At 70.7% G+C, this 15,357-nt stretch carries 12 protein-coding genes; 5 read left to right on the plus strand and 7 right to left on the minus strand.

What is annotated here, in order from left to right; translation table 11 throughout:
* Positions 1-20: 20 nt before the first annotated feature.
* On the plus strand, positions 21-1,064 hold the full coding sequence (locus AXK60_RS03090) for a PDDEXK nuclease domain-containing protein (RefSeq protein ID WP_068569933.1): 1,044 nt from the start codon (positions 21-23) through the stop codon (positions 1,062-1,064).
* Positions 1,065-1,121: 57 nt separating this feature from the next.
* A complete protein-coding gene (locus tag AXK60_RS03095) occupies positions 1,122-2,156 on the plus strand; it encodes a glycerophosphodiester phosphodiesterase family protein (protein ID WP_068569483.1) in 1,035 nt (344 codons plus the stop codon).
* An 8-nt stretch (positions 2,157-2,164) separates the two neighbouring features.
* Here the strand turns inward: AXK60_RS03095 and AXK60_RS03100 are convergent, their stop codons facing one another.
* The 5 genes from AXK60_RS03100 to AXK60_RS03120 are packed head-to-tail and all read right to left on the minus strand — an operon-like array spanning position 2,165 to position 9,397.
* Positions 2,165-3,307: a VWA domain-containing protein gene (locus AXK60_RS03100; protein ID WP_068569484.1), complete on the minus strand. Its 1,143-nt coding sequence runs from the start codon at positions 3,305-3,307 to the stop codon at positions 2,165-2,167.
* Positions 3,304-5,610 carry a DUF5682 family protein gene (locus tag AXK60_RS03105; RefSeq protein WP_068569485.1) on the minus strand — a complete coding sequence of 769 codons (2,307 nt, stop codon included), beginning with the start codon at positions 5,608-5,610 and terminating at the stop codon, positions 3,304-3,306. The genes AXK60_RS03100 and AXK60_RS03105 overlap by 4 nt, the downstream gene beginning before the upstream one ends.
* A gap of 3 nt (positions 5,611-5,613) precedes the next feature.
* Complete coding sequence (locus tag AXK60_RS03110) at positions 5,614-6,717, minus strand: ATP-binding protein (RefSeq protein ID WP_068569486.1); 1,104 nt, start codon at positions 6,715-6,717, stop codon at positions 5,614-5,616.
* Positions 6,714-8,111, minus strand: coding sequence for a DUF5691 domain-containing protein (locus AXK60_RS03115; RefSeq protein ID WP_139057718.1), 1,398 nt, complete (start codon positions 8,109-8,111; stop codon positions 6,714-6,716). The genes AXK60_RS03110 and AXK60_RS03115 overlap by 4 nt, the downstream gene beginning before the upstream one ends.
* Positions 8,108-9,397, minus strand: a complete 1,290-nt coding sequence (locus AXK60_RS03120; RefSeq protein ID WP_231855364.1) for an SWIM zinc finger family protein — start codon at positions 9,395-9,397, stop codon at positions 8,108-8,110. Before AXK60_RS03120 ends, AXK60_RS03115 begins: the two co-directional genes overlap by 4 nt.
* 105 nt (positions 9,398-9,502) lie before the next feature.
* Between AXK60_RS03120 and AXK60_RS03125 the strand changes: the two genes are divergently transcribed.
* The 3 genes from AXK60_RS03125 to AXK60_RS03135 all read left to right on the plus strand — a co-directional run bounded on the left by AXK60_RS03125 (position 9,503) and on the right by AXK60_RS03135 (position 11,778).
* The gene (locus tag AXK60_RS03125) at positions 9,503-10,018 is read left to right on the plus strand and encodes a DUF4333 domain-containing protein (protein ID WP_082777757.1); all 516 of its coding nucleotides are present in this window, start codon (positions 9,503-9,505) and stop codon (positions 10,016-10,018) included.
* A gap of 98 nt (positions 10,019-10,116) precedes the next feature.
* Positions 10,117-10,881: a YdcF family protein gene (locus AXK60_RS03130; protein WP_082777758.1), complete on the plus strand. Its 765-nt coding sequence runs from the start codon at positions 10,117-10,119 to the stop codon at positions 10,879-10,881.
* Between the two features lie 72 nt (positions 10,882-10,953).
* Positions 10,954-11,778 (plus strand): VOC family protein, encoded by an 825-nt coding sequence (locus tag AXK60_RS03135; protein ID WP_068569491.1) that lies wholly within the window; start codon positions 10,954-10,956, stop codon positions 11,776-11,778.
* 64 nt (positions 11,779-11,842) lie between these two features.
* Here the strand turns inward: AXK60_RS03135 and AXK60_RS03140 are convergent, their stop codons facing one another.
* The gene (locus AXK60_RS03140) at positions 11,843-12,412 is read right to left on the minus strand and encodes a TetR/AcrR family transcriptional regulator (RefSeq protein ID WP_068569492.1); all 570 of its coding nucleotides are present in this window, start codon (positions 12,410-12,412) and stop codon (positions 11,843-11,845) included.
* An 82-nt stretch (positions 12,413-12,494) separates the two neighbouring features.
* Positions 12,495-15,311, minus strand: a complete 2,817-nt coding sequence (acnA, locus tag AXK60_RS03145) for an aconitate hydratase AcnA (RefSeq protein WP_068569493.1) — start codon at positions 15,309-15,311, stop codon at positions 12,495-12,497.
* Positions 15,312-15,357 lie beyond the last annotated feature (46 nt).

Genomic DNA, 15,357 nt, shown 5'->3' on the forward strand with positions numbered 1-15,357 from the left:
GGCAGCGGAGGGACGGGGACATGGGAGAGTTGGTAGCGGCGAGGGGCTCGGGCGAGCTGTTCGAGCAAGTCTCGGTTTTGATCGAGGACACGCGCACTGCGGTCGCGGCGCAGGCGAACGTAGCTCTGACGCTGATGAACTGGCAGATCGGTTGTCTCGTCGGGACGGAGGTACTCGCCGGTGAACGGGCCGAATACGCTCAGGAGATTGTGGCCACACTGTCGCCACAACTGACGGAGCGTTTCGGCCGTGGGTTCGACAAGTCAAGCCTCCATCGGATGGTGCGCTTCGACCAGGTGTTTCCAGACCGTCAGATTGTGGCCACGCTGGGGCAACAATTGAGCTGGAGCCACTTCAAGGTGCTCCTGCCCGTGTACTCGGCTGAGGCGAGAGCCTTCTACGTCCAGCAGGCGCTCGATGCGCGACTCAGTGTCCGTGCGCTCCGAGAGCTGATCGGGAGGCAGGGTTTCGAGCGCCGAGAGATCGCGAACGCGCAGACCGCGGGCGGGTCGGCGGTGCCGCTGGACAGCTTCCGGGATCCGTACCTGCTCGACTTCCTCGGCCTCAAGGACGTCCACGCCGAACGGGATCTGGAAGAGGCGCTCATCCGCGAGATGGAGACCTTCCTCCTTGAGGTCGGCAACGGGTGGACCTTCGTCGCCCGCCAGAAGCGGATGACGGTCGGTGAAGACGACTTCACGCTGGACCTGCTCTTCTACTCCCGCCCGCTCCGCCGGCTGATCGCGGTCGAACTCAAGGTCGGAAAGTTCCGTCCGGCGTTCAAGGGCCAGATGGACCTGTACCTCAAGTGGCTCAACCGCTACGAGCGCCGAGACGACGAGGAGGCGCCACTCGGCCTGATCCTCTGCACCGAAGCGAGCCGGGAACAGGTCGAACTGCTCGAGATGCACAAGGACGGCATCGTCGTGGCCGAGTATTGGACGGCCCTACCTCCGAAGGATGAACTGCAGCGCCGGATCACGCAGATCTATCGAGATGCACAGGAGCGGGTGGCACGTCGCTCCTTCGGTGCCGCTCGAAACACTGACGAAGAGTCGGGCTGATCGGCCCGTAACGCAGTGGCCAGTTCCGGTTCACCGCGGCCGCTTACCGTGCGGTGCATGAACCTGCGCCGCCTGTCCGTCGTGTCTCTGTCCCTCGCGTTGCTGACAGGGGCCGCGCCGGCGGGTTCCACGCCGCCGGCGGCGCCGCGCACCGTCGACCTGCAGGCGCACCGGGGAGGGCTCGGCCTGCAGACGGAGTCCACGCTCGAGGGCTTCTCGGCGGCCATGCGGCTCGGTGTCACGACCCTGGAGCTGGACACGCAGGTGACGAAGGACCGGAAGGTCGTGATCACGCACGACCGGAAGGTGGACTCGCGCAAGTGCGTCGACACCGCGCCGGCGACCCCGGGCGATCCGCAGTACCCCTACGTCGGCAAGTACGTGCGCGACCTGACCTACGCTCAGATTCGCACCATGAACTGCGGATACGAGAAGGTCGCGGCGACCCAGCGGGTCGTGAGCGGCGCGCGGATCCCCGAACTGCACGAGCTCTTCGACCTCGTCCGCGCGCGACGCTCGCCGGTGCGGATGAACATCGAGACCAAGGTGGAGGCAGGGGCACCGTCGGAGACGGCGCCGCGCGGCGAGTTCGTGCGGGCGGTCGCGGGGGAGATCAGCCGGTCGGGCCTGGCACGGCAGGTCACGATCCAGAGCTTCGACTGGACCGCGCTGCGGGAGATCGGACCACTACTGCCCGGAGTCGGCCTGATCGCGCTCACCAACGGGGAACAGTTCCTGCAGACCGGGAAGCCCGGCGCATCGCCCTGGCTCGGTCTGGACGTGGACACCTACGAGGGCGACTGGGTCCGCGCCGCGAAGGAGACGATCCCGGGCCTCACCGCCGTGTCGCCCGTCCAGGGTGACCCGCAGGACGGCGGGATCGGCGACGCGGGCTTCGTGCGCTTCACCACGCCGGCCCTGATCCGGCGCGCGCACGCCAACGGGCTCACAGTCGTTCCGTGGACCGTCAACGACCCCGCCACCATGCGCGCCCTGCTGGGCGACGGCGTGGACGGCCTGATCACGGACTACCCGGATCGTGCCCGTGCGGTGTTCCGCGAGCTGGGGATCGCCCTGCCCGAGGCGTCGTAGAGCCGCCGTCAGTCCGACATCCCGCGCTTGCTGAGCTCGTTCCGATCCGCCCACCGGATGATGTCGCCGCGATTGAGGGCGACGGCGAGGAGGTCGGGGAAGGCATCGGGGGTGCAGGCGAAGGCGGGGATCCCCATGTCGGACAACGCCGCCGCGATCTCCCGGTCGAAGGAGGGCGCGCCCTCGTCGGACAGAGCGAGCAGCACCACCACCTGGATCCCCGCCGCCTGCATCTGCGCGACTCGGGTGAGCATCTCCTCCCGCACGCCGCCCTCGTAGAGGTCGGAGATGAGCACGAAGATGCTCTCCTGCGGCCGCGTGATCAGGCCCTGGCAGTAGGCGATCGCGCGGTTGATGTCGGTGCCGCCGCCCAGCTGGGTGCCGAACAGGACGTCGACGGGATCGTCGAGCTGCTCGGTGAGGTCGACGACCTCGGTGTCGAAGACCACGAGTGAGGTCCGCACGGACCGCATCGAGGCGAGCACCGCCCCGAACACCGCGGAGTACACCACCGACGCGGCCATCGAGCCAGACTGGTCGATCGCGAGCACGATGTCCTTCGACACGGCCTGGGACCGCCGGCCGTAGCCGACGAGCCGCTCGGGCACGACGGTCCGCTGCTCCGGCAGGTAGTTCTTCAGGTTCGCGGCGATCGTCCGATTCCAATCGACGTCGCGCAGGCGCGGCCGGTGGGTGCGCGCCGCCCGGTTCAGGGCGCCGCCGACGGTGGCGCGGGTCCGGTCGGCGATCCGCTTCTCCACCTCCTCGACCACCTTGCGCACCACGGCGCGGGCTGTCGCCTTCGAGGTCTCCGGGATCGCGCGGCCCAGCGTGATGAGGGTGGTGACGAGGTCGATGTTCGGCTCCACGGCCTCCATCAGCTCGGGCTCGAGCAGCAGCTGATGCAGGCCCAGCCGTTCGACCGCGTCGTGCTGGACGACCTGCACCACCGTCGAGGGGAAGTACTCCCGGATGTCGCCGAGCCAGCGCACGACGGACGGTGCGGAGGCACCGAGACCGCCACGGCGGCCGTCGTTGTCGTAGAGCGCACCGAGCGCCTTGTCGATCCGCGCATCCGTCCCGGACGGCGTGGGCAACCCGGACGCGGACGCGCCCAGCAGCAGCCGCCAGCGCCGTTCCCGTTCGTTCATGCGGGCACCTCCGCCAGTCCCAGGAGCAGCGCCGCGGTCGCGACGGCGGGTCCGGCCAGTCGAGCATCGAGCGTCGCGGCCTCGGGGTCGACGGTGCCCGGGTCGTCCCCGAGCCGCACGACGCGGTCGCCGAGGTTGCGCCGCACACCGGCGTCGAAGTCGCCGAAGGTCCGCCGTAGCAGGGGCAGGACGTCGACGAACTCCTGCTCGCCGAGCGAGAGCAGCCAGCCGTCGAGCACGGCGAGGAGCGCAGGATCGTGCACGAGGACGATGCCGCTGCCGCCGAGGAAGCCGGAGATCCAGGCGGCCTTCGCCGTCGTGTCCGCGCCTGCGGACAACGCTCGGTGCAGGCGCAGCGCGGCGTCCTCGCCGGAGATCGCACCGCTGTCGAGCAGCAGCCGGGTCACGCGGCCGACGACGGAGCCGTGGACGTCGGGGCGGTCGGCGACCGTGAGCAGCGCTGCGTACCAACGGTCCCGGTCGGTGTCGCCGAGAAGCCCGATCACCTCCTCCACCTGATCCACCCGTCCCGCCAGGACGCCGGCGGCCTCGTCGCCGAGCCCCGTGACCGCGGACGGCAGACCCACGCAGGCGCGGAGCAGGAGCCCCGAGGACACCTCGGCGAGCGCGGCGGTGTCGGTGCCGCGGACATCGCCGTAGCGCTGGGTCCGGCCGAGCGCGGGCAGTGAGGCCAGCAGCGCGTCGACGTCGTGCGCGACCGCCGCGCGGTCCGAGATCGCCCGGAGCAGGCGGGTCACGGCGGGCGGGAGGTCTGCCACGAGCGCGATCTCCAGCGCACCCGTGACCTCGGCGAGCGTCGTCGCCTCCTCCGCCAGTGCCTCAAGGCGTCGGACGGCGGCGTCGGGCACCGTCGTGCCCCAGATGGACGCGACTACCACGTCCACCGCGAGCTCCGGCCGCCACTGCAGCGACCAGCCCTCCTTGAAGGTGCCCTTGCCGGTGGTCTCCGCCGGATCGCCCCACTCGACGCCGAGGATGCGGAGGCGATGCAGTAGATGGGATTTCGCCACGTCGTTCGACTTGCGCAGGTCGAGCACGAGCTGCTTGACCGCGGCGTCCGGCTTGAGCCGCAGCGTGCGCGCGGTCGCGTCCAGGTCGGCCTGCAGCGGCACGACCGGCAGGTGCTCGGGCACCGCGCCCAGCCGCTCGCCGACGACGGCCCGCTCCCGGACCAGCTCGGCGAGGGACGGCGCACCGTCGCACAGGACCGCGAGAGTGGCCTCGTCGACCTCGGCGAGGCCCGCGAGCGGCCGGCGGCGCAGCGTTGCGAGGGTCTCGGCGAGCCGGACGCCCTCGATGATGTGCGCCGACGAGACGGGGACGTCCTCCGCGCGCAGGAGTTCCGCGACGAGCGTCAGCCACCGGACCACGACCTCGTCGGGTTCGGTGGTGAACAGGTGGTGGTACCAGCCCGGGGACGTGACGCCGGCGCCGTAGCCCGACGCCGTGGACAGGCGCGAGTACGACCACGGCACCCACGCGGACCGCGCGCGCACCTTGGGCGCTCCGGCGAGGATCCGGTTGTCGGCGGCAGCCGTCGGCAGAGTGCCCGTCAGCGCGGGGACGTGCCAGGCGCCGCAGACCACCACGACCGTGCGCACCCCGTCGCGTTTCAGGGCTGCACGCAGGCACTTGCGCATGAACGCCTCGCGCCGCTGCTCGCGGGTCGGCTCGGCACCGTCGGCCGGCGCGGCCTCCACGTGCTCGCGGACCGCGCGCATCGCCTCGGCGAGAGACTCGAAGACGTCACCCTCGCCCCGGGATTCGATGACGTCGTCCCACCAGCGCTCCGGGTCGTCGTAGCCCGCAGCCGCTGCGAGTGCGGCGATGGGGTCGGTGCGGAGGTCATCCTCGTCCGACGGTGCCCGCTCCGGCTTCGTGTCGTCGGGTTCCGTTGCGGCACCGTCCGGCTCGGACTCGGCCGCCGGTACCGGTGCGCCGAGGGCGGCGAGCGACTGCGCGGCCGGCAGGTCGCAGAACTCGACGGGGACGTCGTGCCCCACGGCCCAGCGGGCGGCCTGCCACTCCGGCGAGAACACGCCGAAGGGCCAGAATGCGGCCGTCGCGGGATCGTCGGCCACGTACCCCAGCAGCGCTACGGGCGGAACGAGGTCGGGATCGACGACGTGCGCGAGCAGCTCCGAGGCGTCCGACGGACCCTCGATCAGTACCGCGTCCGGACGGAGCCGTTCGAGTTCCGCCACGACGGCCCGCGCGGAGCCGGGGCCGTGGTGCCGGATCCCGAGGACGTGGACCTGCGCCTCCTGCGCCGCGGACGTCATGGATCAGTGTGTCTCGCGCGCCGCGCGGTAGAAGTCCGACCAGCCCGGCCGCTCCCGGACGACCGACTCGAGGTACTCGGTCCAGGCGACGGCATCGGCGACCGGATCCTTGACGACGGCGCCCCGGATCGACGCGGCGACGTCGTCCGGCCGGAGGACCCCGTCGCCGAAGTGGGCCGCCATCGCCGTGCCGTGGGTGATGACCGAGATCGCCTCCGCGGTGGAGAGCGTGCCGCTGGGCTGCTTGACCTTCGTCCGTCCGTCCTCGGTGAGCCCCGATCGCAGCTCGCGGAACACGGTGACGACCCGGCGGATCTCGTCCGCCGCGGCGGGGAGCTCGGGGAGATCGAGCGCGCGGCCGAGCGAGGCCACCCGCTGCGAGACGATCCGCACCTCGTCGTCGGCCGTCGCGGGCAGGGGGAGGACCACGGTGTTGAACCGGCGGCGCAGCGCGGACGACAGCTCGTTGACGCCGCGGTCCCGGTCGTTCGCGGTCGCGATCAGCGAGAACCCCTTCGCAGCTTGCACTTCCATTCCCAGCTCCGGGACGGGGAGCGTCTTCTCCGAGAGCACCGTGATGAGAGCGTCCTGCACGTCCGACGGGATGCGGGTGAGCTCCTCGAGGCGCGCGACGCGCCCCTCGGCCATCGCGGTCATGATGGGCGAGGGGACGAGCGCCTCCCGGCTGGGCCCCTCGGCGATGAGCCGGGCGTAATTCCAGCCGTACCGGATCGCCTCCTCCGGGGTGCCCGCGGTGCCCTGGACGAGCAGCGTCGAATCGCCGCTGATCGCCGCGGCGAGGTGCTCCGACACCCACGTCTTCGCAGTGCCCGGCACGCCGAGAAGCAGGAGCGCACGGTCGGTGGCCAGCGTCGCGACGGCCACCTCCATCAGGCGCCGTGGGCCGATGTACTTGGGCGTGACGACGGAACCGTCGGGAAGCGTTGTCCCGCAGAGGTAGTCGACCACCGCGGACGGTGACAGACGCCAGTGGGCGGGGCGCGCCGCCGAATCCTGCTGGGCGAGCGCCGCGAGTTCCGCGGCGTACACCTGCTCGGCGTGCGGCCGCAGCAGATCGGCGGTGTCGCCGGTGGGGGTGGCGGTCATGGCAGCTCCTGTTCGATGGCGGTGCGCAGGCGGAGGATCTCGGGCAGTGCGGCGAAGTATCGGGCGCGCACGGGCGACGCCGCGGCGAGGATCTGTGCGGCCCGGTCGGGCCACGGCGATGCCGGGCCCACGGGGAGCCGGGCGGCAGCGGCGTCGAGCAGCACGTCGACGCCCTCGTCGAGCTGCCAGTCGGTGCCCTGCGCCGCCCTGTACAGGATCGTGCCCACGCGATCCGCGAGGTCGGGCGGCCACGGGCCGGGAAGCAGCGCGAGCGCGCCGGGCGCCCCGGTGGTGGCGAGGGCAGCGGACCAGCGCGGGTCGGAGCGGAACGCGGCGGCGGCGGTCCAACCGGGCAGCAGGTCGTCCCGGTCGTCGCGCGCCGTCACGAGATCCGACGGTGCCGCCCCGAGCAGGTCCTCCCAGTCCGCCAGCGGCAGCGCCGCGGTGATCTGGTCGGCCCACTGCCTGCGCCACGTGCGCCCCATCCCGGATCGATGCCCGACGATGCCGTCCCGCGTGTCCGCCGCGTCGAGACCGTCCGGGGTGCGGACCGTGAGCTTGAGGCCCCCGAGGAGCCCGCGGCTCAGCGAGACGTGCTCGCGCGCCCGGTCGCGCATCCGTCGGTGGTACGACGTGCCGACACCACCGGCCAGCGCCTCCTGCGCCGCCGCACGGACCTCCTTGCTCCGGTCGTCGAGCGCACGCTCGAGCAGTGCGTCGTCGCCGGGGCCGGCGGGGATCACCGCCAGCGCGCGCAGCAGCGCGGCGCGGCCGGCCACCCGTGTGTCCTTCCAGGCGGCGTCGACCAACTCGGTCGCGGCCGCCGGATCGGTCCGGCGGACGGAACGCACGTAACGCGCCCGCGCTTCGTCGGAACCGTCTTCCCAGTCCGCTGGGTCGGGGCGGTCCCCGTCGAGTCGGGCACCGATCGACGGTGCCGCCGCCGCGAGCCAGGCGCCGCGGGGCCCGACGAGGGTACTCACAGGCGCCGCCGCGCCGGGACGCTCGGCCGTGAAGCGCAGGAGGCGGGGGATGAGGTCGGTCGGCGCGCGCAGCCCGGCCTCGGCGACGCGGCCGAGGCACCAGGTCTCGCTGTCGGAGTAGCGCAACGCGGAGACGACGGTGCCGGCCAGCGCGCGTGGCATGGGCGGGCGCGAGTCCTCGTCGGCGGCCGGGAGCGGCGTGAGTCCTCGGATCGGTGCGGCGCCTTCGGCATTGAGTGCGGTTGCGGTCAGGGCGGCGGTGTGCAGGACCAGGATGTTCGGGGGTGCGTCCGCGGGAACACGGGCGAGGGCGCCGGAGATCACGGGGTCGGCGCCCGTGCGCTCCGCCCGGCGGGTCCCGGTGCCGAGCAGCGCCGCGGACACAGTTGCCGGCCAGTGTTCGGCGGTCACAGCGCGACCACCTTGTCGTGCGCCAGGACCGACAGTGGGACGAACGCCGTCGCGTCGAGGAGGCCCGCGACGACCACCTCGGACCCGCCGGACACGGCGAGCAGCGTCCACCACGCCTCGTCCGTGACGCGCAGCGGGACCGCGAGGCCGTCGCGATCGACCAGGTGCGGAGTGTCCGAGTGGGCGGGAGTTCCGGCCAGGAGCACCGGGTGGTCCACGACCCACGGGTCGGCGGCGCACCGTCGGGCGCGATCCGCGCGGGCCCGCTCGCAGGTGACCCCGGCTCGAACCACCGCCGGCCGACGGCCCGCCATGTCCCCGGCGACGAGCGCGCGCAGGCCGTCCGGGTGGAAGGCGAGTGGCCCGACCTCCGTGGCGCCGACAGCGGGGCGGCGGGGGAGCGACGGACCGCCGCGGACCTTGAAGTCGAGGATCACGGCCCACCGGCCGGTCTCCTGGCCGTGCAGCCAGGTCCGCCGGGTCGTAACGTTCTCCTCGACGGTCTCGGTGCGCCCCAACGCCGTCCACGCGTCGTCGATCGCGGGACCGGCGAGGACATCGGCGGAGGCCACGGGATATCCGACGTGGCGCCGGACGGTGGCGGCGATCTCGTCGGGGAGTGCGTCCAAGCGGGTGTGGGCCTCGGCGAGCATCCAGAGCAGCCCGAGCTCCCGCAGGAGCCGGTCCGGCCAGCCCGCGCCGACGACGGTCTGCGGCAGGCGCCGCACCCGGGTGGCCAGCCCGGGGGCCTTCGCGTCGACGAGTCGGCGGGCCAGGGGATCCACGCGCGAATACGCGTCACCGTCCATTCCCGAGAGCCCGGCGTGCACCTGGTCGAGCAGCCAGAGTCGCAGTTCCGCGATGCCGCCGGCGACGGTCTCGGTGCGCTGGGCCGCCGTGCGGGCGGAACGTTCGGGGTCTTTGGGTGCGGCGGCCCGATCGACGGCCTGCGCGCGGCGTTCGCTGCGGGAATCGAGCCACGTCGCGGCGAAGTCAGCGGGTTCCTGCGCGTCCGGAACGCCGCCGTCGGCCCAGAGCAGCAGGAGGCCGAGGGCATGCTTGCACGGGAACTTGCGCGACGGGCACGAGCACTTGTACGCGGGTTCCGCGAGCTCCACGACGGTCTGGTAGGGCCGCTTGCCGCTGCCCTGACACTGCCCCCAGACCGCGGTCGGCGTGGTTCCGATGCCCGACCAGGGCGCGGGCGCGCTCAGTTTCTCACCCGCCCGAGCCGACGAGACGTCCGGCGCGAGCTCCAACACCTGATCACGCGTCCAGCGATCCACCCCCACAGGATTCACTCAAGCACAGATCCGCGGGCGGTGCCACGTCGCGCGGCACGCGCGTGGACTTGTGTACGGGACGGGTTCAGGTCGACTAGTGTCCGGTTCATGAAGACGAAGATCGCTGGTGTAGTCACTCTTGCCGCTGTCGCACCGTTGATGGTGGGCTGTTCGATGTTCGGGACGAAGATGGACTTCGGGAAGCTGGAGTCGAAGATCGCCGACAAGTTGAACACCGAGTACTCGAAGCTGGGGCAGAAGGTCGACTCGGTGACGTGCGACAAGTCGGACGACAAGCCGAAGCCCGGCGCGACGTTCACGTGCGACGCGAAGCTCGGCGAGGTCACGGTGCCGGTCAAGGTCACCGTCAAGGACAAGGACATGAACGTCGATTTCGTCACGACGAAGAAGCTCTACAACCTCGCGACGGTCGGAACGCAGCTCGCGCCGCAGGTGACCCAGCAGGTCAAGCAGTCCGTGACGATCGATTGCGGTACGGGCTTGAAGGCGGTCGAGCCGGGTGCGTCGTTCACCTGCCCGGTCAAGGGTGCCAACGGATCCACGGGCACGCTGACTCTCAAGGTCGGCTCGATGGACGGCACCGACGACTGGTCGGTCAAGTAGCGAGGCGCAGGAGGTCACAGATCTCCTATTCACATGTGCATCACACACCTCAGTAGTGTAGTTTCCCACCGGTAGACTCATTTGTCACGGAGGGCAACATGCGTGTCTCTGGTTTCTTTCGTTCGATCGTTTCGCTGACGGCCGCCGTCGCTGTGGCCGCCACCCTGGCCACCGGGCCGGCGGGGGCGGCACCGTCGACGTCGACAGCGTCGACGACGTCCCTGACGAACCAGGCGTTCGAGCGGCAGGCGGCCGGCGACACCGCCGGCGCGCAGGCGGCCATCAATCAGATGCCCGTCGATCAGGCGCAGAAGGTCGTCGCCGTGATGACGAATGTGAACAAGGCGCTCACCTTCCCGCTGACCGATCAGGTCCCGGGTGGCGTCGCGGCCGGCACCGCCATCGTGATCCTCGGCTTCGGCCTCGAGGACAACGGCGCGATGCGGCCGATCCTCGTCGAGCGGCTGACGAAGGGGCTCGCGGTCGCCCAGGCGTACCCGGCGTTCCCCATCGTCGTCACGGGCGGCGCCCCGAAGGCGGGCAAGACCGAGGCGGCCGCGATGAAGGAGTGGCTGCTCGCGCAGGGTGTGTCCGGCACGCGGATCTACACCGAGGAGAGTGCCGGCTCCACGCAGGCCAACGCGATCAACACGGCGGCGCTCATGCGGCAGAACGGCTTCGGCAACGGAGCGGTACTCGTGACCTCCGCTGATCACACCCGTCGGTCGGTCGCGGACTTCCTCGTCGCCGGTATCACGCTGCAAGCCGTCGTCGCCTCGGACGCCAAGATCCAGTCCGCGCCGATGTCCACCAGCGGCGTGGCCGCGGTGTACCGGGACGCGCGAGGCGTGGCCAAGATCTGACGCGCCCTGTGCGAGTGCAAGGTTTCTCGGCGGTTCTGGAACTTGTCGGTCCCGTGTGCAAGCGTTGACCTCATGACCGAGTACACGGCGCCGGTGGGCGCACCCGTCTGGATCGACCTGATGACCCACGATGTCGATGCCGCGGCGGCGTTCTACCGCGCGGTGTTCGGTTGGGAGGCCGAGCCGCCCAACCCGGAGTTCGGCGGGTACCGGAACTTCCGCGTGAACGGCAACCGCGTCGCGGGCCTGATGGGCGCGAGGGACGGCGGGGACGGGCCGGGCGACATGTGGTCCACCTACCTGCGCACCGATGACGCGGCGGCCTCGCTCGACGCGGCCGTTGAGGCGGGCGCGTCCGTGATCGTCCCCGCATCGGATGTCGGTGATCTCGGTCGGTTCGGCTTCGTCATCGACCCCGTCGGTGCGGCGATCGGCGTCTGGGAACCCGGCACCCACGCCGGCTTCGTCGAGCGCGGCGTCCCCGGCACGCCCTACTGGTTCGACTGCATGAGCCGCAGCTACGACGCGTCGCTCTCCTTCTACCGCAAGGTCTTCGGGTGGACGCTGGAGGAGATCGGCAGCGGCGGCAAGGAGGGCTCGTTCGGTCCCGACCGGTACAGCCAGGTGCTCGCCGGTCCCGCCGGCGCGCAGGAGGGCGTCGCCGGGATCATGGACGCGGCACCGCTGTTCGACTCGGGCGTGTTCGGCGACGGTACGCCGTCGTTCTGGCAGGTCTACATCACCGTCGAGGACACCGACGCCGCGGCGAAGCGCATCATCGACGCAGGCGGGCAGATCCTGCGGGCGGCGGAGGTGACGCCGTGGGGAACGATGGGATCGGCCACGGATCCCGGCGGCGCGGTGTTCCTGTTCGCCACCCCGCCCGCAGGGCGGTAGGCCGCCGGAGGGCGGTAGCGGGCCGGAGGACGGTGGCCGTCCGGGACGCGGTGGCGGGCCGAGGCTACGGCTCAGTCCGGCGCACGCTCTCCTCGACCAGGTCGAGCACGGCCTCCAGGCCCGCCGTCGGCCGGCCGGACGCGAGGTGCGTCACCAGGCCGTCGAGCACCAGGTCCAGGTAGGCGAGGATCACGTCGGTGGGCAGGTCGTCGCGCAGCCGGCCGCGTTGCTTCTGCCGCTCCAGGCGCCGCAGCGTCGCGTCGGTCAGCTCGGCGCTGCGCTCGGTCCACTCGGCGCGGAAGTCGTTGTCGTTCTTCAGTCGCCGTGCGATCTCGAGCCGGGTCCCGAGCCAGTCGAAACGTTCGGGGTGGACCAGCATGTCGCGCATGACCTGGACCAGGCCCTGCTCGGCCGCGATGTCGGCCATCCGCTCCGCGTCCTCGCGGGCCAGCGCCAGGAACAGCGCGTCCTTGTCGCGGAAATGATGGAAGATCGCGCCCCGCGACAGTCCGGTCGCGGCCTCGAGGCGGCGCACCGTGGCGCCGTCGTAGCCGTACTCGGCGAAGCAGGTCCGCGCACCGTCGAGGATCTGACGGCGGCGCGCGGCGAGGTGGTCATCGCTCACCTTGGGCATATGGATGCTCCTGATGGAACGGGGACGGCGGGCCCGGCCGCAGGGGCCGGACCCGCCGTCACTCGTGGTCGACGATCTTCGATCAGCTGTTGACCATGTTCCGCAGCACGTACTGCAGGATGCCGCCGTTGCGGTAGTAGTCCGCCTCACCGGGGGTGTCGATGCGGACGTCCGCGTCGAACTCGACCTTGGTGCCGTCCAGCTTGGTGGCCGTCACGTGGACCGTCTTCGGGGTGACACCGTTGTTCAGCTCGGTGATGCCCGCGATGTCGAAGGTCTCGGTGCCGTCGAGGCCGAGGGTCTTCCAGGACTCGCCCTGCGGGAACTGCAGCGGGACGACGCCCATGCCGATCAGGTTCGAGCGGTGGATGCGCTCGAAGGACTCGACGATGACGGCCTTGACGCCCAACAGGCTCGTACCCTTGGCCGCCCAGTCGCGCGAGCTGCCCGAGCCGTACTCCTTGCCGCCCAGGACGACCAGCGGGATGCCGGCGGCCTGGTAGTTCTGCGACGCGTCGTAGATGAACGACTGCGGGCCGCCCTCCTGGGTGAAGTCGCGGGTGTAGCCGCCCTGCGTGCCCTCGAGGCCGATCGTGTCCAGGACGCGGTTCTGCAGGCGGATGTTCGCGAACGTGCCGCGGATCATCACCTCGTGGTTACCGCGCCGGCTGCCCAGCGAGTTGTAGTCCTTGCGGGCCACGCCGTGCGAGTCGAGGTACTGCGCCGCCGGGGTGCCGGGCTTGATCGGGCCGGCGGGGGAGATGTGGTCGGTGGTGACCGAATCGCCCAGCAGCGCCATGACGCGGGCGCCCGAGATGTCGGTGACCGGCGCGGGCTCCATCGTCATGCCGTCGAAGTACGGCGCCTTGCGGACGTAGGTCGAGTCCTCGTCCCACTGGAAGGTGTCGCCCTCGGGGGTGTCCAGGTTCTGCCAGCGGTGATCACCGGCGAAGATGGTCGAGTAGGACTTGCGGAACATGTCCTGGCTGATGGCGTTCTTGATCGTGTCGTCGATCTCCTGCGCCGAGGGCCAGATGTCCTTGAGGTAGACGTCGTTGCCGTCGTTGTCCTTGCCCAGCGAATCGGTCTCGAAGTCGAAGTCCATCGTGCCGGCGAGGCCGTACGCGATGACCAGGGGCGGCGAGGCCAGGTAGTTCATCTTGACGTCGGGGGAGATGCGACCCTCGAAGTTGCGGTTGCCCGAGAGCACCGCGACCACGGTCAGGTCCTCGTCGTTGACGGCCTTGCTGATCTCGTCCGGCAGCGGGCCGGTGTTGCCGATGCAGGTGGTGCAGCCGTAGCCGCCCAGGTAGTAGCCGAGCTTCTCGAGGTACGGCCACAGGCCGGCCTTCTCGTAGTAGTCGGTGACGACCTGCGAGCCGGGAGCCATGTTGGTCTTGACCCAGGGCTTGGTGGTCAGGCCCTTGTTGACGGCGTTACGTGCGAGCAGCGCCGCGCCGAGCATGACCGACGGGTTCGAGGTGTTGGTGCAGGAGGTGATGCCCGCGACCGCGACCGCGCCGTGATCGAGCACGAACGTGCCGCGCTCACCGGTCACGGTCACCGGCTTGGAGGGACGGCCCTCGGCGCCGTTGGCGGCCGACTGGACGTTGACGGCACCGTCGTCCGCGAAGCTGAGCTTGGCGGGATCCGAGGCCGGGAAGGACTCCTCGATGGCCTCGTCGAGCTGGGTGTGCGGCGCCGGGTTGTTCTGCTCGACGTAGTTGTGGATGTCCTTGCGGAAGGCCGTCTTCGACTCCGACAGCAGGATGCGGTCCTGCGGACGCTTCGGGCCGGCGATCGACGGGACGACGGTGCCGAGGTCGAGCTCGAGGTACTCCGAGTACGCGGGCTCGCGGTCGGCGTCGTGCCACATGCCCTGCTCCTTGGCGTACGCCTCGACGAGCGCGAGCTGCTCGTCGGTGCGGCCGGTCAGGCGCAGGTAGTTGATGGTCTCGCCGTCGATCGGGAAGATCGCGGCGGTGGAGCCGAACTCGGGGCTCATGTTGCCCAGCGTGGCGCGGTTGGCCAGCGGAACCTCGGCGACGCCCTTGCCGTAGAACTCGACGAACTTGCCGACGACGCCGTGCTGACGCAGCATGTCGGTGACCGTGAGCACCACGTCGGTCGCGGTGACGCCCGGCTGGATCTCACCGGTGAGCTTGAAGCCGACGACGCGCGGGATGAGCATGGAGACCGGCTGGCCCAGCATGGCCGCCTCGGCCTCGATGCCGCCGACGCCCCAGCCCAGGACGCCCAGGCCGTTCTCCATCGTGGTGTGGGAGTCGGTGCCGACGCAGGTGTCCGGGTAGGCCTGGCCGTTGCGGGTCATGACGACCGGCGCGAGGTACTCGATGTTGACCTGGTGGACGATGCCCATGCCCGGGGGGACGACCTTGAAGTCGTCGAAGGCGCCCTGGCCCCAGCGCAGGAACTGGTAGCGCTCGCCGTTGCGCTGGTACTCGAGGTCGACGTTGCGCTCCAGCGCGTCGGCCGTGCCGAAGACGTCGAGGATCACCGAGTGGTCGATGACCATGTCGGCGGGGGAGAGCGGGTTGACCTTGTTCGGGTCGCCGCCGAGCGCCGTGACAGCCTCGCGCATGGTGGCGAGGTCGACGATGCACGGGACACCCGTGAAGTCCTGCATGATCACGCGCGCCGGCGTGAACTGGATCTCGACGCTCGGCTCGGCCGAGGGATCCCAGTTCGCCAGGGCGTTGATGTGATCGGTAGTGATGTTCGCGCCGTCCTCGGTCCGCAGCAGGTTCTCTGCGAGGACCTTCAAGGCGTAGGGCAGCTTCTCGGTGCCGGGCACGGCGCTGAGGCGGAAGATCTCGTACGACTGATCGCCCACCTCGAGCGTGCCGCGCGACGAGAAGGAATCGATGCTCTTGCTCACGTCAGCTCCACTCAACGTTTGTGGTGTGCACCGACGGGCTGTGTCG

Source organism: Tsukamurella pseudospumae (assembly GCF_001575195.1).
Taxonomy (GTDB): domain Bacteria; phylum Actinomycetota; class Actinomycetes; order Mycobacteriales; family Mycobacteriaceae; genus Tsukamurella; species Tsukamurella pseudospumae.

What these genes read in the sequence shown, in the direction of transcription:
- AXK60_RS03125 (WP_082777757.1), top strand. Translation starts at nt 9,503, where the DNA reads ATGAAGACGAAGATCGCTGGTGTAGTCACTCTTGCCGCTGTCGCACCG.
- AXK60_RS03130 (WP_082777758.1), top strand. Translation starts at nt 10,117, where the DNA reads ATGCGTGTCTCTGGTTTCTTTCGTTCGATCGTTTCGCTGACGGCCGCC.
- AXK60_RS03110 (WP_068569486.1), bottom strand. Translation starts at nt 6,717, where the DNA reads ATGACCGCCACCCCCACCGGCGACACCGCCGATCTGCTGCGGCCGCAC.
- AXK60_RS03135 (WP_068569491.1), top strand. Translation starts at nt 10,954, where the DNA reads ATGACCGAGTACACGGCGCCGGTGGGCGCACCCGTCTGGATCGACCTG.
- AXK60_RS03105 (WP_068569485.1), bottom strand. Translation starts at nt 5,610, where the DNA reads ATGACGTCCGCGGCGCAGGAGGCGCAGGTCCACGTCCTCGGGATCCGG.
- AXK60_RS03090 (WP_068569933.1), top strand. Translation starts at nt 21, where the DNA reads ATGGGAGAGTTGGTAGCGGCGAGGGGCTCGGGCGAGCTGTTCGAGCAA.
- AXK60_RS03095 (WP_068569483.1), top strand. Translation starts at nt 1,122, where the DNA reads ATGAACCTGCGCCGCCTGTCCGTCGTGTCTCTGTCCCTCGCGTTGCTG.
- AXK60_RS03100 (WP_068569484.1), bottom strand. Translation starts at nt 3,307, where the DNA reads ATGAACGAACGGGAACGGCGCTGGCGGCTGCTGCTGGGCGCGTCCGCG.
- AXK60_RS03140 (WP_068569492.1), bottom strand. Translation starts at nt 12,412, where the DNA reads ATGCCCAAGGTGAGCGATGACCACCTCGCCGCGCGCCGCCGTCAGATC.